The sequence below is a fragment of the Blastococcus sp. SYSU DS0541 genome (genome assembly GCF_054050875.1).
In genome coordinates this window covers 69,503-88,224 of record NZ_JBJHAD010000019.1, presented here as the reverse complement: position 1 = coordinate 88,224, position 18,722 = coordinate 69,503, and the positions used below count along the sequence as shown (strand labels likewise).

18 protein-coding genes are annotated in these 18,722 nt (G+C 74.3%); all 18 read left to right on the top strand.

Going from position 1 to position 18,722, the window contains the following annotated elements; all coding sequences use genetic code 11:
* Positions 1 to 119: 119 nt before the first annotated feature.
* The 18 genes from thrS (at position 120) to ACI794_RS18035 (ending at position 18,716) form a co-directional block, all read left to right on the top strand.
* Positions 120 to 2,150 carry a threonine--tRNA ligase gene (gene thrS, locus ACI794_RS18120; protein WP_456601951.1) on the top strand — a complete coding sequence of 677 codons (2,031 nt, stop codon included), beginning with the start codon at positions 120 to 122 and terminating at the stop codon, positions 2,148 to 2,150.
* Positions 2,147 to 2,722 carry an HIT family protein gene (locus tag ACI794_RS18115; RefSeq protein WP_456617051.1) on the top strand — a complete coding sequence of 192 codons (576 nt, stop codon included), beginning with the start codon at positions 2,147 to 2,149 and terminating at the stop codon, positions 2,720 to 2,722. Before thrS ends, ACI794_RS18115 begins: the two co-directional genes overlap by 4 nt.
* Positions 2,723 to 3,340, top strand: coding sequence for a phosphatidylinositol phosphate synthase (pgsA, locus tag ACI794_RS18110; RefSeq protein ID WP_456617050.1), 618 nt, complete (start codon positions 2,723 to 2,725; stop codon positions 3,338 to 3,340).
* On the top strand, positions 3,337 to 4,275 hold the full coding sequence (locus ACI794_RS18105; RefSeq protein WP_456617049.1) for a phosphatidylinositol mannoside acyltransferase: 939 nt from the start codon (positions 3,337 to 3,339) through the stop codon (positions 4,273 to 4,275). The genes pgsA and ACI794_RS18105 overlap by 4 nt, the downstream gene beginning before the upstream one ends.
* Positions 4,275 to 5,486 (top strand): glycosyltransferase family 4 protein, encoded by a 1,212-nt coding sequence (locus ACI794_RS18100; protein WP_456601955.1) that lies wholly within the window; start codon positions 4,275 to 4,277, stop codon positions 5,484 to 5,486. The genes ACI794_RS18105 and ACI794_RS18100 overlap by 1 nt, the downstream gene beginning before the upstream one ends.
* Before the next feature lie 11 nt (positions 5,487 to 5,497).
* Positions 5,498 to 6,049, top strand: a complete 552-nt coding sequence (locus ACI794_RS18095) for a hypothetical protein (protein ID WP_456617048.1) — start codon at positions 5,498 to 5,500, stop codon at positions 6,047 to 6,049.
* Positions 6,050 to 6,097: 48 nt separating this feature from the next.
* On the top strand, positions 6,098 to 7,006 hold the full coding sequence (gene pdxS, locus ACI794_RS18090; RefSeq protein ID WP_456601957.1) for a pyridoxal 5'-phosphate synthase lyase subunit PdxS: 909 nt from the start codon (positions 6,098 to 6,100) through the stop codon (positions 7,004 to 7,006).
* Complete coding sequence (locus tag ACI794_RS18085) at positions 7,003 to 8,100, top strand: heparan-alpha-glucosaminide N-acetyltransferase domain-containing protein (protein ID WP_456617047.1); 1,098 nt, start codon at positions 7,003 to 7,005, stop codon at positions 8,098 to 8,100. The genes pdxS and ACI794_RS18085 overlap by 4 nt, the downstream gene beginning before the upstream one ends.
* Positions 8,101 to 8,123: 23 nt before the next feature.
* Positions 8,124 to 8,765 carry a pyridoxal 5'-phosphate synthase glutaminase subunit PdxT gene (gene pdxT, locus ACI794_RS18080; protein WP_456617046.1) on the top strand — a complete coding sequence of 214 codons (642 nt, stop codon included), beginning with the start codon at positions 8,124 to 8,126 and terminating at the stop codon, positions 8,763 to 8,765.
* Positions 8,762 to 9,523 (top strand): YebC/PmpR family DNA-binding transcriptional regulator, encoded by a 762-nt coding sequence (locus ACI794_RS18075; protein ID WP_456582199.1) that lies wholly within the window; start codon positions 8,762 to 8,764, stop codon positions 9,521 to 9,523. The genes pdxT and ACI794_RS18075 overlap by 4 nt, the downstream gene beginning before the upstream one ends.
* Before the next feature lie 212 nt (positions 9,524 to 9,735).
* Positions 9,736 to 10,305, top strand: a complete 570-nt coding sequence (gene ruvC, locus ACI794_RS18070; RefSeq protein ID WP_456602018.1) for a crossover junction endodeoxyribonuclease RuvC — start codon at positions 9,736 to 9,738, stop codon at positions 10,303 to 10,305.
* Positions 10,281 to 10,940, top strand: coding sequence for a Holliday junction branch migration protein RuvA (ruvA, locus tag ACI794_RS18065; RefSeq protein WP_456617045.1), 660 nt, complete (start codon positions 10,281 to 10,283; stop codon positions 10,938 to 10,940). The genes ruvC and ruvA overlap by 25 nt, the downstream gene beginning before the upstream one ends.
* 73 nt (positions 10,941 to 11,013) lie before the next feature.
* Positions 11,014 to 12,138, top strand: coding sequence for a Holliday junction branch migration DNA helicase RuvB (gene ruvB, locus ACI794_RS18060; RefSeq protein WP_456617044.1), 1,125 nt, complete (start codon positions 11,014 to 11,016; stop codon positions 12,136 to 12,138).
* 147 nt (positions 12,139 to 12,285) lie between these two features.
* On the top strand, positions 12,286 to 12,597 hold the full coding sequence (gene yajC, locus ACI794_RS18055; RefSeq protein ID WP_456601962.1) for a preprotein translocase subunit YajC: 312 nt from the start codon (positions 12,286 to 12,288) through the stop codon (positions 12,595 to 12,597).
* Between the two features lie 14 nt (positions 12,598 to 12,611).
* Positions 12,612 to 14,261, top strand: coding sequence for a protein translocase subunit SecD (secD, locus tag ACI794_RS18050; protein ID WP_456601963.1), 1,650 nt, complete (start codon positions 12,612 to 12,614; stop codon positions 14,259 to 14,261).
* Complete coding sequence (gene secF / locus ACI794_RS18045; protein ID WP_456601964.1) at positions 14,258 to 15,592, top strand: protein translocase subunit SecF; 1,335 nt, start codon at positions 14,258 to 14,260, stop codon at positions 15,590 to 15,592. Before secD ends, secF begins: the two co-directional genes overlap by 4 nt.
* Complete coding sequence (locus ACI794_RS18040; protein ID WP_456601965.1) at positions 15,589 to 16,176, top strand: adenine phosphoribosyltransferase; 588 nt, start codon at positions 15,589 to 15,591, stop codon at positions 16,174 to 16,176. Before secF ends, ACI794_RS18040 begins: the two co-directional genes overlap by 4 nt.
* Positions 16,177 to 16,268: 92 nt before the next feature.
* Positions 16,269 to 18,716: a RelA/SpoT family protein gene (locus ACI794_RS18035; RefSeq protein WP_456601966.1), complete on the top strand. Its 2,448-nt coding sequence runs from the start codon at positions 16,269 to 16,271 to the stop codon at positions 18,714 to 18,716.
* Positions 18,717 to 18,722 lie beyond the last annotated feature (6 nt).

Sequence of the window (18,722 nt, the reverse complement as noted above, 5' to 3'; positions counted from 1 at the left end):
TGGGGGGGGGGGGGCGGGGGGTGTGGTGGTGGTCGGGTACGGCGGGGGGGGCGCCGTGGGGGGGGCCCCGGCGCCGGCCCCCCCCCCCCCCCCCGCCGTCCCGATCCCTGGAGCATCTCGTGTCCACCCAGCCCTCGCCCACCGCCGTCGGACCGATCCGGGTGCCGGCCGGGACGACGGCGCAGGACGCGCTCAAGGCGGCCGGTGTCCCGCTGAAGGGCCCCGACGGCGCGGTCGTCGTCCGCGAGGTGGCCACCGGTGATCTCAAGGACCTCGCCTGGACCCCGGACGCCGACGCCGAGGTCGAGGCCGTCGCGGCGGCCAGCGCGGACGGGCGGGCGGTCATCCGCCACTCGGCCGCCCACGTGCTCGCCCAGGCCGTGCAGGAGCTCTTCCCCGGCACCCGGCTGGGCATCGGCCCGCCGGTCGAGAACGGCTTCTACTACGACTTCGACCCCGAGCGCCCCTTCACCCCCGAGGACCTGCAGGCCCTCGAGAAGAAGATGACCGAGATCGTCCGCGCCGGGCAGCGCTTCTCCCGCCGGGAGATCAGCGACGCCGACGCCCAGGCCGAGCTCGCGCACGAGCCGTTCAAGCTCGAGCTCATCGGGCTGAAGGGCGGCGAGGCTGCGTCCTCGGAGGATGGCGCCTCCGTCGAGGTCGGCGGCGCGCAGCTGACCATGTACGACAACCTCGACGCCCGCACCGGCGACCGCGTGTGGACCGACCTGTGCCGCGGCCCCCACCTGCCGCGCACCAGCAGCATCCCGGCGTTCTCCCTCACCCGGTCCGCGGCGGCCTACTGGCGGGGCAGCGAGAAGAACCCGCAGCTGCAGCGCGTCTACGGCACCGCATGGGAGAGCAAGGACGCGCACAAGGCGTACCTGGAGCACCTGGCCGAGGCCGAGCGGCGCGACCACCGCCGGCTGGGCGTGGAGCTGGACCTGTTCAGCTTCCCCGACGAGATCGGCTCCGGCCTGGTGGTCTTCCACCCCAAGGGCGGTGTGGTGAAGCGGGAGATGGAGGACTACGTCCGCCGTCGCCACATCGAGGAGGGCTTCGACTACGTCGGCACCCCGCACATCAGCAAGGGCGGGCTGTTCGAGACCTCGGGGCACCTGCCCTACTACGAGGACACGATGTTCCCGGGCATGGACCTGGAGAACTCGACGTACTACCTCAAGGCCATGAACTGCCCGATGCACAACCTGATCTTCCGGTCGCGCGGGCGGTCCTACCGCGAGCTGCCGCTGCGCTTCTTCGAGTTCGGGTCGGTCTACCGGTACGAGAAGTCGGGCGTCGTCCACGGCCTCACCCGCGTGCGCGGGCTCACCCAGGACGACTCGCACAGCTACGTCACCCCGGAGCAGGCGCCGGGGGAGGTGCGGCACCTGCTGGACTTCGTGCTCAGCCTGCTGCGCGACTTCGGCCTGGACGACTACTACCTGGAGCTCTCCACCCGTGGGGAGTCGGAGAAGTTCATCGGCTCCGACGAGCAGTGGGCGGAGGCCACCGCCGTGCTCGAGGCGGCTGCCCGCGAGACCGGCCTGGAGCTCGTGCCCGACCCGGGTGGCGCGGCGTTCTACGGCCCGAAGATCTCCGTGCAGGCGCGCGACGCCATCGGCCGCACCTGGCAGATGTCGACCATCCAGTACGACTTCAACCAGCCCGCCCGCTTCGGCCTGGAGTACACGACCGCCGACGGCTCCCGCCAGCAGCCGGTGATGATCCACTCGGCGAAGTTCGGCTCCATCGAGCGGTTCTTCGGCGTCCTCACCGAGCACTACGCCGGCGCCTTCCCGGCCTGGCTGGCCCCGGTGCAGGTGGTGGGCATCCCGGTCACCGACGACCAGGTGCCCTACCTGACCGACGTCGCGCTGGAGCTGCGCGCCCGCGGCATCCGGGTGGAGATCGACGACTCCGACGACCGCATGCAGAAGAAGATCCGGACCGCGTCGAAGCAGAAGGTGCCCTTCGTGCTCATCGCCGGGGCCACCGACGCCGAGGCCGGGGCGGTCTCCTTCCGCTTCCGCGACGGCAGCCAGGACAACGGGGTCGCCGTCGACGCCGCCGTCGAGCGGATCGCCGCCTGGATCGCGGCCCGCAGCAACGCCGACCCGACGGCGGAGACCGCGGCGGTCCCCGGATGAGCGAGGACAACGCCCCCTACCAGGTGCCGGTGTCCTCCGACGACGGCGGCCCGGCGACGGTGTTCGAGCACCTGTGGACGCCCTACCGGATGGCCTACATCCGCGGCGAGGGCAAGCCCACCGGGGCGCACGACTGCCCGTTCTGCGTCATCCCCACGCTCGGCGACGAGGAGGGGCTGGTCGTGGCGCGGGGGGCGTCGGTGTTCGCCGTCCTCAACCTGTACCCGTACAACGCCGGTCACCTGATGCTCGTGCCGTACCGGCACGTGCCGGACTACACCGACCTCACCGCCGAGGAGGTCGCCGAGCTGGGTGCCTTCACCCAGACGGCGATGCGGGTGGTGCGCGCGGTGACCGGGGCGCACGGGTTCAACATCGGGATGAACCAGGGCGCCGTCGCGGGCGCGGGCATCGCCGACCACCTGCACCAGCACGCCGTGCCGCGCTGGGGTGGGGACACCAACTTCATGCCGGTCGTGGGGCTCACGCGCGTGCTGCCGCAGGTGCTGGGCGAGACGCGCACCCTGCTCGCCGCGGCCTGGGCCGACCACGCCAGCAGGACGGAGGCCTGAGTGCTCGGCGTCAACGCCCGGCCCGTGGTGGCCAAGGTGGTCAACCCGCTGGCCGCGCGGCTGGCCCGCGTCGGGGTCACCCCGGACATGGTGACCATCACCGGCACGGTCGGCGCGATCGCCGGGGCCGCCGGCCTCATCGCCACCGGCCACCTCTTCTGGGGCGCGTTCACCGTCACGGCGTTCGTCCTGCTCGACATGCTCGACGGGGCGCTGGCCCGGCTCCGCGGCGGTGGCTCGGTCTTCGGCGCGGTGCTGGACTCCACCGGCGACCGCGCCGCCGACGCCGCCATCTTCGGCGCGCTGGTCTGGTGGTTCTCCGGCAGCGGCGACAACCGGCTGCTGGTGCTGCTGGCCCTGCTCTGCCTGGTCCTGGGCGTGCTCACCAGCTACATCAAGGCCCGCGCCGAGGGCATGGGCCTGGCCTGCGACGTCGGGGTCGTCGAGCGGACCGAGCGGCTGATCCTCGTGCTGACCGGCACCGGGTTCACCGGGCTGGGCATCCCGTACGCCGTGCACGTCGCGCTCTGGGTGCTCCTGGCCGGCAGCGCGGTGACGGTGGCCCAGCGCGTCCTGGCGGTGAAGCGGGCAGCCGACGGCCGGCGGATCACGCCGTGACCGGCGCCCGGGCGCGGCTGGCCGGGCAGCTGTCCGACGCGGGCTACGCGGCCGGCTGGCGGGCGGTGCGGATGCTGCCGGAGCCGGCCGCGCGTGGGCTGTTCGACCGGGCCGGGGACTGGGCCGCCGCGCGCGACGGCAGGGGTGTCCGCCAGCTGCGGGCCAACCTGCGCGTGGTCACCGGCGACCGGCTGACCGACGCCGAGCTCGACGAGCTGACCCGCCGGGCGATGCGCTCCTACGCCCGCTACTGGCAGGAGGCGTTCCGGCTGCCGACGCTGACCGCGGAGCGGATCCGCCGAGACAGCGACGTCCCCGGGATCGAGCACATCGCCCGCGCCCGCGCCGAGGGGCGCGGGGTCGTCGTGGCGCTGCCGCACAGCGGCAACTGGGACGCCGCCGGCGCCTGGTTCACCGACTGGCTGGACGGGCCGTTCATGACGGTCGCCGAGCGGCTGCGCCCCGAGTCCCTCTACCGGCGCTTCCTCGACTACCGCGAGTCCCTGGGCTTCCGGGTGGTGCCGCTCACCGGCGGGGAGCGGCCGAGCTCGGAGGTGCTGCGCGGGTGGCTCGCCGGCGGCGGCGTCGCCTGCCTGCTGGTCGACCGGAACCTCGGCGCCGGCGGGGTCCCGGTGACGTTCTTCGGGCGGGCGGCCACCGTGCCCGGTGGGGCGGCGCTGCTCGCCGACCGCACGAACGCCGCGCTGATCCCGGCCGTCTGCCAGTTCACGCCGTCCGGGTGGCGGATGTGCGTGCACCCGGAGGTGCCGGTGCGGGGTCCCGGCCGGCTCGCCGACCGGGTGACGACGGCGATGCAGCGGGTCGCCGACGTGTTCGCCGCCGGTATCGCCGAGCGCCCCGAGGACTGGCACGTGCTCGGCCGGATCTGGCCCGACGTCCCGCCCGACCCGCCCCGCTCGGAGGCGACCGCCTGATGCGCATCGGCCTGGTCTCCCCCTACCGGTGGGACGTCCCCGGCGGCGTCCAGTACCACGTGCGCGACCTGGCCGGAACGCTGCGCGGCATGGGTCACCACGTCGAGGTGCTCACCCCCGCGCAGCACGAGGAGTCGATCACCGACCCCTTCCTCACCTTCGCCGGCCGCACCGTCCCGGTGCCGTACAACGGCTCGATGGCCAGCCTGCAGTTCGGGCCGGTGTCGGCCGCGCGGGTGCGCCGCTGGCTGCGCGAGGGCCGTTTCGACGTCGTCCACGTGCACGAGCCGTCGTCGCCGTCGGTGTCCCTCCTGGTGTGCATGATCGCCCGGGGGCCGATCGTGGCGACGTTCCACACCGCCACCACCCGGTCCAAGGTGCTCGCCGTCCTCGGGCCGATGGTCCGTCCCTGGCTCGAGCGCATCGCCGGGCGGATCGCCGTCTCCGACTTCGCCCGCCGGGTGCAGGTCGAGCACCTGGGCGGGGACGCGGTGATCATCCCCAACGGCGTGCACGTCGGGTTCTTCGCCGAGGGGCCCACGCTGACCGGGCGCCCGCGGGGCGACGGCCCGCCGACGGTCGGCTTCGTGGGGCGCTTCGACGAGCCGCGCAAGGGCCTGCCGGTGCTGCTCGAGGCCATGCGCACCGTCGTGCGGGCGCACCCGGGCGCGCGCCTTCTCATCGCCGGCCGCGGGGACGCCGACCAGCTGTGGTCGATGGTCGGCACCGATCTCCGACCGCACGTGACGCTGCTGGGGGAGGTGTCGGAGGCGGACAAGGCGGCGATGCTGCGCAGCGTCGACGTCTACTGCGCGCCGAACCTGCTCGGCGAGTCCTTCGGCGTGATCCTCATCGAGGCGATGGCCGCGGGGGCGCCGGTCGTCGCCAGCGACCTCGACGCCTTCGTCCGGGTGCTGGACGACGGCGCGGCCGGCGTGGTGGTGCGCCGGGACGACCCCGGCGCCCTCGGGCGGGCGCTGTCGGACCTGCTCGCCGACCCCGGCCGGCGCGCCGAGCTGGCCGCGCGCGGCTCGCGGGTGGCCGCGGCGTACGACTGGCAGGTGCTCGCCCGGCGCATCCTCGCGGTCTACGAGACGGTGCTCCCGCCCGGTGGCGGCGTGGTGACCGCCGCGCCCGAGCACGACTTCCCCGGGGTCCCCCCGACCGGTACCGCGGCCGGACGTCCCCGCATCCGGCGCCCGCGCCGCTAGCCTCGGGGACCGTGACGCCCCAGGACTGGCTGCTGCTCGCCGCCGGAGTGCTCCTGCTCCTGGTGGCCTGGACCGGGTGGACCCTCACCCGGTTGCGGCGGCTGTCCGCGCGGGTCGACCGGGCGTGGGCGACGCTGGACGCCCAGCTGCAGCGCCGCGCTCGCCTGGCCGAGGAGCTGGCCCGCGAGCACCCCGCCGCCCTGCGGCACGACGTCCGCGTCCGGCTGGCCGCCGTCGCCGCCGAGGCACGGGGCGCCCGCGGCGCGGGAGACCGGGAGCTGGTGGAGAACGCGCTCGGCCACCAGCTGCGCGAGCTCCCGCCCGACCTGCCCGGCGTCCCCGCCGCGCTGCGCGGCGACCTGGCGGGCACCCAGACCCGGGTCGCCCTCGCCCGCCGCTTCTACAACGACGCCGTCCGCGACACCCGCGAGCTGCGCGGCCGCCGCTCCTGCCGGTGGGCGGGGCTGCACCGGTCCCGCCCGCTGCCGCGCTACTTCGACATCGACGACCGGCTGGCCGAGGTGGGGGCGGGCGCCGACGCGGCCGTCCGCCGCTCGGCCTGACCGCCGTATGGTGAGGCGCCCCATCAGCCCACCCCGAGGCGGACACACGTGACCACGCACCCCGAGCCCGCCGGCGGCCGGACCGGCACCGACCGCGTGAAGCGCGGCATGGCCGAGCAGCTCAAGGGGGGCGTCATCATGGACGTCGTCACCCCCGAGCAGGCCCGCATCGCCGAGGACGCCGGCGCCGTCGCGGTCATGGCCCTCGAGCGGGTGCCCGCCGACATCCGCGCCCAGGGCGGGATCGCGCGGATGAGCGATCCCGACATGGTGCAGGGCATCATCGACGCCGTCTCCATCCCCGTGATGGCCAAGGCCCGCATCGGCCACTTCGTCGAGGCCCAGGTGCTGCAGGCCCTCGGCGTCGACTACATCGACGAGTCCGAGGTGCTGACCCCCGCGGACGAGGCGCACCACATCGACAAGCACGCGTTCACCGTGCCGTTCGTCTGCGGCGCCACCGACCTCGGCGAGGCGCTGCGGCGCATCTCCGAGGGTGCGGCGATGATCCGCTCCAAGGGCGAGGCCGGCACCGGCAACGTCGTCGAGGCCACCCGGCACATGCGGGCGCTGCGCGCCGGCATCCGGAAGCTGGCGACCCTGGACGAGACCGAGCTGTTCGTGGCGGCCAAGGAGCTCCGCGCCCCGCACGACCTGGTGGTCGAGGTGGCTCGGCTCGGCAAGCTCCCCGTCGTCCTCTTCACCGCGGGCGGCATCGCCACCCCCGCCGACGCGGCGATGATGATGCAGCTCGGCGCCGAGGGCGTGTTCGTCGGCTCGGGCATCTTCAAGTCCGGCGACCCGGTGCAGCGGGCGGCGGCGATCGTCCAGGCCACCACCTTCTTCGACGACCCGGACGTGATCGCCAAGGTCTCCCGGGGCCTCGGCGAGCCGATGGTCGGCATCAACGTCGCGACGCTCCCGGAGAGCGAGCGGTACGCCACCCGCGGCTGGTGACCGTGGACGTCCAGCGGCGCATCGCCGGGCTGGACGTCGCGCGCGGGCTCGCCGTGCTCGGCATGTTCGCCGCCCACCTGCGGGTGGGCGGCGAGTTCGGGCCGGACCCGCGGACCTGGACGGCGGTCGTCGACGGCCGCTCGTCGATCCTCTTCGCGACCCTGGCCGGCATCTCGGTCGCACTGCTCTCCGGGCGCAGCCGGCCCCCCGAGGGGCCGGTGCTGTCCCGGGTGCGCGTGCGGATCGCCGTCCGCGCGCTGTGGGTCTTCGCGATCGGACTGGCGCTGCAGGAGCTGGACACCTTCGTCGCGGTAATCCTGGGTGTCTACGGGGTCCTCTTCCTGATGGTGCTGCCCTTCCTGCGCTGGCCGGTCCGCCGGCTGCTGGTGACCGCGGGCCTCGTCGCCGTCGTCGCCCCGCCGGTGCTCGTCGTCCTCGGCCAGGTGCTGACCACGATCGGACTGGCGCAGGCGCTGGGACCCTCGCTGCTGGTCACCGGCTACTACCCGGCGCTGCTCTGGATCGCATTCGTCCTGGTCGGCCTGGCGGTGGGGCGGCTGGACCTCTCCTCCGGGGCGGTGCGTGCGCGGCTGGCGGCCGCGGGCGCGGTCGCCGCGGTCGTGGGCTACGGCGGGGGCTGGGCGAGCTCGGAGCTCCTGGCCGGCGGCGTGCCCTCCGCCGGCCCGGAGACCGGCTTCACCGTCCCGGGCGTCTTCGACGCCCGCTGGCTGACCGGCGCAGAGGCGCACAGCGGGACGACGTTCGAGGTGGTCGGCTCCACCGGCTTCGCCGTCCTCGTGGTGGTGGGCTGCCTGCTGGCGGCCGAGCGGCTGCCGCGGGTCACCGACCCCGTCGCGGCGGTGGGGGCGCTGGCGCTCAGCGTCTACGCGGCCCACCTCCTGGCGATCCGGGTGCTGATGGACGTCGTCCCCGGCCGCGTGCAGGGCGCGGGCACGTGGCTCGGGTTCGCCGCGGCCGCGCTGGCCGGCGCCTGGATCTGGCGGCGCACCGTCGGCCGCGGCCCGCTGGAGTGGCTGCTCACCTGGACGTCGAGCCGGGCGGCCGGCCTCGCCCCGTCGGCGCCGGCGGTCTGAGCCACGCCGTAGCGTGGGCGGCCGTGTCCACCGGCCCCGCCCGCCCCGTCGTCGGGGTCCTGGCCCTCCAGGGCGACGTGCGCGAGCACCTCGCCGCGCTGCGTGCCGAGGGCGCCGACGCCCTGCCTGTGCGCCGCCCGAAGGAGCTCGCCGGCGTCGACGGGATCGTCGTCCCCGGCGGGGAGTCGACGACCATGGCCAAGCTGGCCGCCCGGTGGGGCCTGCTGGCGCCGCTGCGGGACGCCGTCCGTGCCGGGCTGCCGGCCTACGGCAGCTGCGCGGGCATGATCCTGCTCGCCGACCGGCTGGTCGGGGCGCCCCCCGGCCAGGAGACGGTCGGCGGGCTCGACGTGACGGTCCGCCGCAACGCCTTCGGCCGCCAGGTCGACTCCTTCGAGACCCGCGTCGAGCTGGACGGCGTCGACGGTGGGCCGCTGCACGCCGTCTTCATCCGGGCGCCGTGGGTCGAGGAGGCCGGGCCGGCGGTGCACGTCCTCGGCCGGGTCGTCGGGGGAGCGGCCGACGGTAGGATCGTCGCGGTCCGCCAGGGGGACGTCGTGGCGACCAGCTTCCACCCCGAGCTGACCGGGGACCGCCGGGTGCACGCGCTGTTCGTCGACATCGTGCGCCGTCACCTGGCCGACGCAGAGAGGGGAGAGCCGTGAGCGGCCACTCCAAGTGGGCGACGACCAAGCACAAGAAGGCCGGGATCGACGCCAAGCGCGGCAAGCTGTTCGCCAAGCTCATCAAGAACATCGAGGTCGCGGCCCGCACCGGCGGCGGCGACCCGGCCGGCAACCCGACGCTCTACGACGCCATCCAGAAGGCGAAGAAGAGCTCGGTGCCCAACGACAACATCGACCGGGCGGTCAAGCGCGGCGCCGGACTCGAGGCCGGCGGCGTCGACTACCAGGGCATCACCTACGAGGGCTACGCCGCCGGCGGTGTCGCCGTCCTCGTCGAGTGCCTGACCGACAACAAGAACCGCTCGGCCATGGAGGTCCGCACCGCCATGACCCGCAACGGCGGGTCCATGGCCGACCCCGGCTCGGTCTCCTACCTCTTCTCCCGCAAGGGCGTGGTGACGGTGCCGAAGTCCGGTGACGTCGACGAGGACACCGTGCTCATGGCGGTGCTCGACGCCGGCGCCGAGGAGGTGCGCGACCTCGGCGACACCCTCGAGGTGCTCTGCGAGCCCACCGACCTGGTCGCCGTCCGCACCGCGCTGCAGGACGCGGGCATCGACTACGACTCCGCCGAGGCCGGCTTCCAGCCCAGCGTCCAGGTGGAGCTCGACGCCGAGGGGGCCGCCAAGGTGTTCCGGCTGATCGACGCGCTCGAGGACTGCGACGACGTGCAGAACGTCTACGCCAACTACGACGTGCCCGACGAGGTCATGGAGCAGGTCGCGGCGGACGCTTAGGCCCCCTCGCAGGGGCCCGGCGCGAGTATGCGAGTGCTGGGGGGTGAGGGGGGGGGTCCTTCTACCCGGTGCCCCCCACGACTCGCTCCGCTCGCCGCGGGTCCCTGCACCGCGGCCGGTTCCAGTACGTCGCCAGGGCGTGTTGGCGGGGTTCGGTCGGGGAGGCCGGTTAGCCTCGGTCGAACACCAGTTCGGCTGACGGGAGCGTGACCATGCGGGTGCTCGGCATAGACCCGGGCCTCACCCGGTGCGGGTGGGGAGTGGTCGACGGGCGCCCCGGGACGCGACCGACGGCGGTCGGGGTCGGGGTCGTCCGCACGCTCGCGGAGCTCGACCTGGAGCTGCGGCTGCTCGAGCTGCACACCGCCGTCACGGCGCTGCTGCGCGAGCACCGCCCTGACGTGGTGGCCATCGAGCGGGTGTTCACCCAGAACAACAAGGGCACCGCCACGGGGACGGCGCAGGCAGCCGGGGTCGCCGCGCTCGCCGCGGCCCAGGCCGACCGCCCGGTCGCCTGGCACACGCCCAGCGAGGTCAAGGCGGCCATCTCCGGCAACGGCCGCGCGGACAAGGAGCAGGTCACCCTCATGGTCACCCGGGTCCTCGGGCTCGCCGCCGCCCCGAAGCCGGCCGACGCCGCCGACGCCCTCGCGCTCGCGGTCTGCCACGCCTGGCGCGGCCCGGCCCAGCAGCGGCTGCGCACCGCCGCGCTGGCCGGCGGGATCGGCGCGCCGGTGCGCAGCACCACGCTGCCGCGGTGGACGGGGGTGGCGGCGCGATGATCGCCAGCGTCAGCGGCCGGGTCGCCGCGGTATCCCCGGACGGCGCCGTCGTCGAGGTGGGCGGCATCGGCCTCGCGGTGCAGTGCACCCCCGGCACCATCGCCCGCCTGCAGGTGGGGGAGTCCGCCCGGCTGGCGACCAGCCTCGTCGTGCGCGAGGACAGCCTCACCCTCTACGGCTTCGCCGACGACGACGAGCGCCAGCTGTTCGAGCTGCTGCAGACCGCCAACGGCGTCGGCCCCCGGCTCGCGCAGGCGGTGCTGGCGATCCACCCGCCGCGCGAGGTGCGCCGGGCGGTGTCGATGGCGGACGTCAAGGCGCTGATGCAGGTGCCGGGCATCGGCAAGAAGGGCGCCGAGCGGCTGATCCTGGAGCTGCGCGACCGGCTGGGGTCCACGACCACCGACACCTCGCTGGACGCGCCCGCCCCTGTCGGGCTGCCGTCCGTGACGCCGGTGGCGCCCTGGCGGGACCAGCTCACCAGCGCGCTGGTCGGCCTGGGCTGGAGCGGCAAGGAGGCCGAGACGGCGGTGACCCAGCTCGCCCCGGTGGCCGACGAGCAGGTCGCCGCGACCGGGAGCGTGGAGGTCGCGGTGCTGCTCCGACGGGCGCTCCAGCTGCTGGGTAGGACGTGAGCGAGCTTGCGAGCGAACCGATGAGCAGAGCAGCGCCGCTCACGCGGGCGACGAGCGCCAGCGAGGAGGACGCGTGAGCGCCCCGTTCGACCGGTCGCTGACCGGTGACCTCGCCGCCGACGCGACGCCGGAGTGGACGGTGTCGCCGCAGGCCGGCGAGGAGGAGCGGGTCGTCGAGTCCGCGCTCCGGCCGCACTCGCTGCACGACTTCATCGGCCAGCCGAAGGTCGCCCGCCAGCTGGCCCTGGTCCTCGAGGGGGCCAAGCGGCGTGGGCGCACCCCGGACCACGTGCTCCTGTCGGGGCCACCCGGGCTCGGCAAGACGAGCCTGGCGCTGATCATCGGCTCCGAGCTCGGCACCTCGGTGAAGATCACCAGTGGTCCGGCGATCGAGCGGTCGGGCGACCTGGCGGCGATGCTGTCCAACCTGGCGCCCGGCGACGTCCTGTTCATCGACGAGATCCACCGCATCGCCCGGCCCGCCGAGGAGCTGCTCTACATGGCGATGGAGGACTTCCGCGTCGACGTCGTCGTCGGCAAGGGGCCCGGGGCGACGGCGATCCCGCTGCAGATCAACCCGTTCACCCTCGTCGGGGCCACCACCCGGGCCGGGCTGCTCACCGGGCCGCTGCGCGACCGGTTCGGCTTCGTCGGGCAGATGGAGTTCTACGAGCCGGCCGAGCTGCAGCGGGTGCTCGCCCGCAGCGCCGACCTGCTCGGCGTCGAGCTCACCGACGAAGGTTCCGCCGAGATCGCCGGGCGCTCCCGCGGGACACCGCGCATCGCCAACCGGCTGCTGCGCCGGGTGCGCGACTACGCCGAGGTGGAGGCCGACGGCCGCGTCACCCGCGAGGTCGCCGAGGCCGCGCTCGCGCTGTACGACGTCGACCACCTCGGGCTGGACCGGCTGGACCGCGCCGTCCTCGAGGCGCTGGTGGGCAAGTTCGGGGGCGGGCCGGTCGGCGTCGCCACCCTCGCGGTGGCCGTCGGGGAGGAGCCGCACACCGTCGAGGAGGTCTGCGAGCCCTTTCTCGTGCGGGCCGGTCTGCTGGCGCGCACCCCCCGCGGACGGGTCGCCACCGAGGCCGCCTGGGAGCACCTGGGCCGGCCGGTGCCGCGCGGCGGCGTCCCCCTCGGGCGGGTCACCGCCGACCCACCGGTACCGGGGTCGTCGTCAGAGACCCTCTTCGACGCCTAGACTCCCGGACGCTGGCGCGCAACTCGCAGGCCGGGCCGTGCGCGTCCCGCCTGGTAGCCGCGCGTACGGCAACCGATGCACCCGAGCGGTCCCGTCCCGGGCCGCACCACCGCGAGGCACCCGTCGCGGAAGAGAGGCACACCTGTCGTGGAGTACTTCCCGCTGATCATGCTGGCCCTGCTGGCCGTCGTGCTGTTCGTGCTGCCCGCGCGGCAGCGCAAGCGCATGCAGGAGCAGCAGGCCGCGCTGCAGGCCTCCCTCGCGATCGGCACCCCGGTCATGACCACCAGCGGCATGCACGGCACCGTCGCCGCGCTGGGGGACACCACCCTGGACCTGGAGATCTCGCCCGGCGTGGTCGTCACCTTCGCCCGGCAGGCGATCCTCGAGGTGCGCCGCCCGGCCGGTGCCACGCCGTCCGACGGGGACACCGCGCGCCCCGCCGACGGCACCGTCTGACCCGGAGGAGCTCCGTGGCCAACCGCACCCTCCCGGCGGGGCGCTACTTCGGCGCGTTCGCGCTGATCGTCGCCCTGCTCTACGGGCTGGTGTTCTTCACCGGGGACACCCGCACGCCGCAGCTCGGGCTCGACCTGCGCGGCGGCACCACGGTGACCCTGACCGCGCGCACCCCCGACGGTCAGGCGCCGGCCCAGGAGGACCTGGAGCTGGCCCGCCGGATCATCGAGCAGCGCGTCAACGGCCTCGGCGTCGCCGAGGCCGAGGTGGTCACCGAGGGCGACAGCAACATCGTCATCTCCGTCCCCGGTGACGACGGCGAGCAGGCCCGTGAGCTCGGCGCCACCGCGCAGCTCCGCTTCCGCCCGGTGGTCCAGGGCCCCGCCCCCGCCGTCCCGGCCGAGGAGGGCACCGGCACCGAGGAGGGCACCGGCACCGAGGAGGGTGCCGACGCCGAGACCGCCGACGGCGGCGCGGCCGGCGACGACGCCGAGGCGCCCGCCGAGGACCCGGCGACCGGGGACGGCGCGGTCGCGGACCCGTCCCTGCCCGACCCGGACGCGCCCGCCGTGACCCAGGAGGAGGCGGCGGCCGAGTTCGCCACCCTCACCTGCGAGGCGGAGAACGTCACCGGCGAGGTGACCCGGCCCCAGGACTTCGTGGCCGCCTGCAGCGAGGACGGCGCGGTCAAGTACCTGCTCGGCCCCACGATCATCGAGGGCACGCAGATCGACGACGCCACCGCGGGGACCGAGCCGGGGACCGGCGAGTGGGTCGTGCTGCTGGACTTCCAGGCCCAGGGCCTGGACACGTGGGCCGCCTACACCACGGCCAACGTCGGCTCGCCGGTCGCCTTCACGCTCGACGGGCGGGTCATCTCCGCGCCGACGATCAACAGCGCGATCACGACCAACCCGACGACGATCACCGGTCAGTTCGACCAGGAGTCGGCCACCGAGCTGGCCAACCAGCTCCGCTACGGCGCCCTGCCGCTGACCTTCACCCAGGCGACGGCGCAGTCGATCTCCACCGAGCTCGGCGAGGAGCAGCTCGAGGCCGGGCTGATCGCCGGGGCCATCGGCATCGCCCTGGTCTTCGTGTACGCGCTGTTCTACTACCGGCTGCTCGGCCTGGTGATGATCGCCAGCCTCGTGCTCTCGGCGGTGGTGGTCTACGCCTGCCTGATCCTGCTGGGCCGCGAGATCGGGTTCACCCTGAGCCTCGCCGGCATCGCCGGGTTCATCGTCTCGATCGGCATCACCGCCGACTCCTTCGTCGTCTACTTCGAGCGGCTCAAGGACGAGATCCGGGAAGGCCGCTCGCTGCGGTCCGCCGTCCCGCGGGCCTGGGTCCGCGCGCGGCGCACCATCCTGTCGGCGGACGCGGTCAGCTTCCTGGCCGCGGCGATCCTCTACCTGCTGGCGATCGGCGACGTGAAGGGCTTCGCCTTCACCCTCGGCATGTCCACCGTGCTGGACCTCGTCGTCGTCTTCCTCTTCACCCACCCGCTCATGGCCGTGCTCTCGCGGCTGAAGGGCTTCGGCCGGAACCGCTTCTCCGGGCTCGGACGGGTGGAGCACACCCGCCGCCCCGCCGCGAGCGCCCCGGCCGGGGAACTCGTCGGCGCCGCCGCGGGCGGTCGCCAGGACAGGAGCACCTCATGACCCGCCCGACGGACCCGGCGGAGCGGACGCCCGCGGACGAGCCGGTGGGCACCGGTGAGGAGGCGCTCGCGGACGCCGGGCTGCCCCAGGACCCGGCCGACGACGACGTCGCCGCGGCCCCGGCCCCGCGAGCCGGGCGCGCGGGGCTCGCGCACCGGCTCTACAACGGCGAGGCGGGCCTCGACGTGGTCGGCCGCAGCCGGCTGATCTACAAGATCACCGCGATCGTCGTGCTGCTGTGCATCGCCTCGATGGTGTTCCGGGGCTTCAACTTCGGCATCGACTTCGCCGGCGGCAACAGCTTCCGGCTGCCCGGCACCCAGGAGCAGCTGCAGGAGGCGCGCGCCGCGGCCGAGGACGCCGGGGCGGAGGTGGCGACGGCGCAGATCGTGGGCGGGGACACCCTGCTGATCCGCACCGCGCAGCTGGACAACGAGACCGAGCGCGCCGTGGTGGAGGGGCTGGCCGAGGTCGCCGGCATCACCCCCGCCGAGGTCAGCCCCGAGTCGGTCAGCGCCGAGTGGGGCCAGGACATCACCGACCAGGCGCTCGTCGCGCTGGCGGTCTTCCTGGTCGCGGTCGTGCTCTTCCTGGCCGTGCGATTCCAGCCGAAGATGGCGGTCGGCGCCATGGCCGCGCTGGTGCACGACATCGTGATCACCGCCGGGGTCTACTCCCTGGTGGGCTTCGAGGTGACGCCGTCGACGGTCATCGGCTTCCTGACCATCCTCGGCTTCTCCCTCTACGACACCGTGGTGGTGTTCGACAAGGTCGACGAGAACACCCGCGACCTGGAGCGCAGTGCGCGCATGACCTGGGGCGAGGCGGCGAACCTGGCCGTCAACCAGACCCTGATGCGCTCGATCAACACCTCGGTCATCGCCCTGCTGCCGGTCGCGGGCCTGCTCTTCGTCGGGGCCGGGCTGCTCGGCGTCGGCACCCTCAAGGACCTCGCCCTCGTGCTCTTCGTGGGCCTGGCCGCCGGCACCTACTCCTCGATCGTGCTGGCCACGCCGATCGTCGCGGACCTCAAGGAGCGGGAGCCCGAGGTCCAGGCGCTGCGCCGCCGCGTGCTGGCCCGGCGGTCCTCGGCCGCCCGGACCGGTGGCACGGCCGCGCCGACCGGCCCGGTGGCCAGCGCCCGCCGTCGCCGGAGCCCCAGTGCGGTCGCCACCGCGGAGCTGCCCGGCACCGTGACCGCGGACGTCGTGGTGGAGTCGCCGTCCTCGGTGCGCCCGGACGCCCCGCGGGGCGCCACCGCTGCGCCGCGCCCGGGCGCCCGCCCGCAGCGCCCCGGCGCCAGCCGGCCGTCGGGCAAGCGGCGCCGGTGAGCGCGGCACCCGCGGAGCAGCCGCTCGACGAGCTCATCGCCTCGCTCACCGTCGACGTCCCGGACCACCCCGAGCCGGGAATCGTCTTCCGGGACCTGACGCCGGTCTTCGCCGACGGCCCCGCCTTCCGCCGGATGGTCGACGGGCTGGCGTCCCCGGGGGTGTCGGACCCGCGGACGGCCGCGCTCACCGCCCGGCGCTCCGGCGAGCGGCCGTTCGACGTCGTCGCCGGGGTGGAGGCGCGCGGGTTCCTGCTCGCCGCCGCGGTGGCGCTGGACGCCGGCGTCGGCGTGGTGCCCGTCCGCAAGGCCGGGAAGCTGCCGCGCGAGCGGGTCTCGGCCGACTACACCCTGGAGTACGGCACCGCGACCCTGGAGCTGCACGCGGACTCCATCCGGCCCGGGCAGCGGGTCCTGGTCGTCGACGACGTGCTCGCCACCGGGGGCACGCTGGGCGCCGCCGTCGCGCTGGTCGAGCAGCTCGGCGGGGTGGTGTCGGCGATCTCGGTGGTCGTGGAGCTCGCCGCGCTGGGGGGCCGGCAGCTGCTGGCGCCGCACACGGTGCACGCCCTCTGGACCACCTGAGCGGGGGAGATCCCGGTCGCGCTCCCGACGCCGGCGGGCGTCGTCCCGCTAGCATGGTGAGGGTCCCCCCTCTGCCAGCCGCAGGAGCAGCCGTGGCCTCCGAAGTAGCCGCCGACGCGGCTGCCGCGCGGGCCGGGGCAGCCGCCGGTGGAGCGGTCACCGACGCCGTGGCCGAGGCGCCGGTGCGCAGCCCGCTCCCCGAGCGGCCCGCGGTGCGCCGGCCCGAGGACGTGGGGGCCGATCCGCCCGACGTCGAGCCCGGGACCCCCCGCCGCCGCGTCCGCGACCGCCTCGCCCGGCGCATCGTCGCCGGCCAGCGCAGCGGCCTGGTCCGCCCGGTCCTGGAGCCGCTCGCCGCCCTCCACCGGCAGAGCCACCCCAAGGCCGACCTGGTGCTCCTGCAGCGGGCCTACGACGTCGCCGAGGCCGCGCACAGCAGCCAGAAGCGCAAGAGCGGCGATCCCTACATCACCCACCCGCTCGCCGTCGCCACGATCCTCGCCGGGCTCGGCATGGACACCACGACGCTGATCGCGGCGCTGCTGCACGACACCGTCGAGGACACCGGCGTCACCCTCGAGACGATCACCACCGACTTCGGCTCGGAGGTCGCGCACCTCGTCGACGGCGTCACCAAGATCGACAAGGTGAAGCTGGGTGACGCCGCCCAGGCCGAGACGATCCGCAAGATGATCGTCGCGATGTCCCGCGATCCGCGGGTGCTGGTCATCAAGCTGGCCGACCGGCTGCACAACATGCGCACGCTGCGCTTCCTCCCGCCCGAGAAGCAGGAGAAGAAGGCCCGCGAGACGCTCGAGATCCTCGCCCCGCTCGCCCACCGGCTGGGCATGAACACCATCAAGTGGGAGCTCGAGGACCTCGCCTTCGCCACGCTGTACCCCAAGCGCTACGACGAGATCGTCCGCCTGGTCGCCGAGCGCGCGCCGTCCCGCGACACCTACCTGGCCGAGGTCACCGCGTCGGTCACCGAGCAGCTGCGGGCGGCGAAGATCGAGGCCGTCGTCACCGGCCGGCCGAAGCACTACTACTCGATCTACCAGAAGATGATCGTCCGCGGCCGGGACTTCACCGACATCTGGGACCTCGTCGGCATCCGCATCCTGGTCGACTCGGTGCGCGACTGCTACGCGGCGCTGGGCATCATGCACGCCCACTGGCAGCCGGTGCCCGGCCGCTTCAAGGACTTCGTGGCGATGCCGAAGTTCAACATGTACCAGTCGCTGCACACGACGGTCATCGGGCCGCAGGGCAAGCCGGTCGAGCTGCAGATCCGCACCCACGACATGCACCGCACCGCCGAGTACGGCATCGCGGCGCACTGGAAGTACAAGGAGAAGGCGCGCGCCGGCGGGAAGCCCGCGGCCGGGGAGAGCGGCGCGCCGCCGAAGGCCGGCTCGGCCGACGACATGCTGTGGCTGCGCCAGCTGCTGGACTGGCAGCGGGAGGCGCAGGAGCCCGGGGAGTTCCTCGAGACCCTGCGCTACGACCTCGGTCCGCAGGAGGTCTTCGTCTTCACGCCCAAGGGCGACGTGGTGAGCCTGCCGGGGGAGTCCACGCCCGTCGACTTCGCCTTCGCGGTGCACACCGAGGTCGGCTACCGCACCATCGGCGCCCGGGTCAACGGCTCGCTGGTCTCCCTGGACAGCAAGCTCTCCAACGGCGACGTCGTCGAGATCTTCACCTCCAAGTCGCCGACGGCGGGCCCGTCGAAGGACTGGCTGACCTTCGTCGGCTCCTCCCGCGCCCGGACCAAGATCCGCCAGTGGTTCACCAAGGAGCGGCGCGAGGACGCCGTCGACGCCGGCAAGGAAGCCCTGACCCGGGCGATGCGCAAGGCCGGCCTGCCGCTGCAGCGGCTGCTCGGCGGCGAGGCGCTGTCCACCCTGGCCAAGGACCTGCGGTTCGCCGACGTCACCGCGCTCTACGCGGCGGTGGGGGAGCACCAGCTCTCGGCCGCCTCGGTGGTCGAGAAGCTCATGGTGGCCCTGGGTGGCAGCGAGGGCGCGGCGGAGGACATCGCCGAGACCGCCATCCCGACCCGCCGGCCGTCGACGCGGCGCACGGCCCGCGGCGACCCGGGGATCATCGTCCACGGCATGACCGACGTCTGGGCCAAGCTCGCCAAGTGCTGCACCCCGGTGCCCGGCGACGAGATCCTTGGCTTCGTCACCCGCGGCGGGGGCGTCAGCGTGCACCGCACCGACTGCACCAACGCCGGTGACCTGCGGAGCAAGCCTGAACGTCTGGTAGAGGTCGAGTGGGCGTCGTCCCCGGGGTCGGTGTTCCTGGTGGCCATCCAGGTGGAGGCCCTCGACCGGCACCGCCTGCTGTCGGACGTGACCAAGGCGCTGGCCGACGAGCGGGTCAACATCCTCTCGGCGTCGGTGCAGACCAGCCGCGACCGCGTGGCGATCAGCCGGTTCACCTTCGAGCTCGCCGACCCCGCGCACCTGGGCGCGGTGCTGCAGACGGTGCGCAACGTCGAGGGCGTCTTCGACGTCGAGCGCGTCACCGCCTAGAAGGAC

Excerpts from the sequence above, each read along its gene's own strand:
- ACI794_RS18115 (WP_456617051.1), top strand. The coding sequence starts at position 2,147 with ATGAGCGAGGACAACGCCCCCTACCAGGTGCCGGTGTCCTCCGACGAC.
- ACI794_RS18100 (WP_456601955.1), top strand. The coding sequence starts at position 4,275 with ATGCGCATCGGCCTGGTCTCCCCCTACCGGTGGGACGTCCCCGGCGGC.
- ruvC (WP_456602018.1), top strand. The coding sequence starts at position 9,736 with ATGCGGGTGCTCGGCATAGACCCGGGCCTCACCCGGTGCGGGTGGGGA.
- secF (WP_456601964.1), top strand. The coding sequence starts at position 14,258 with ATGACCCGCCCGACGGACCCGGCGGAGCGGACGCCCGCGGACGAGCCG.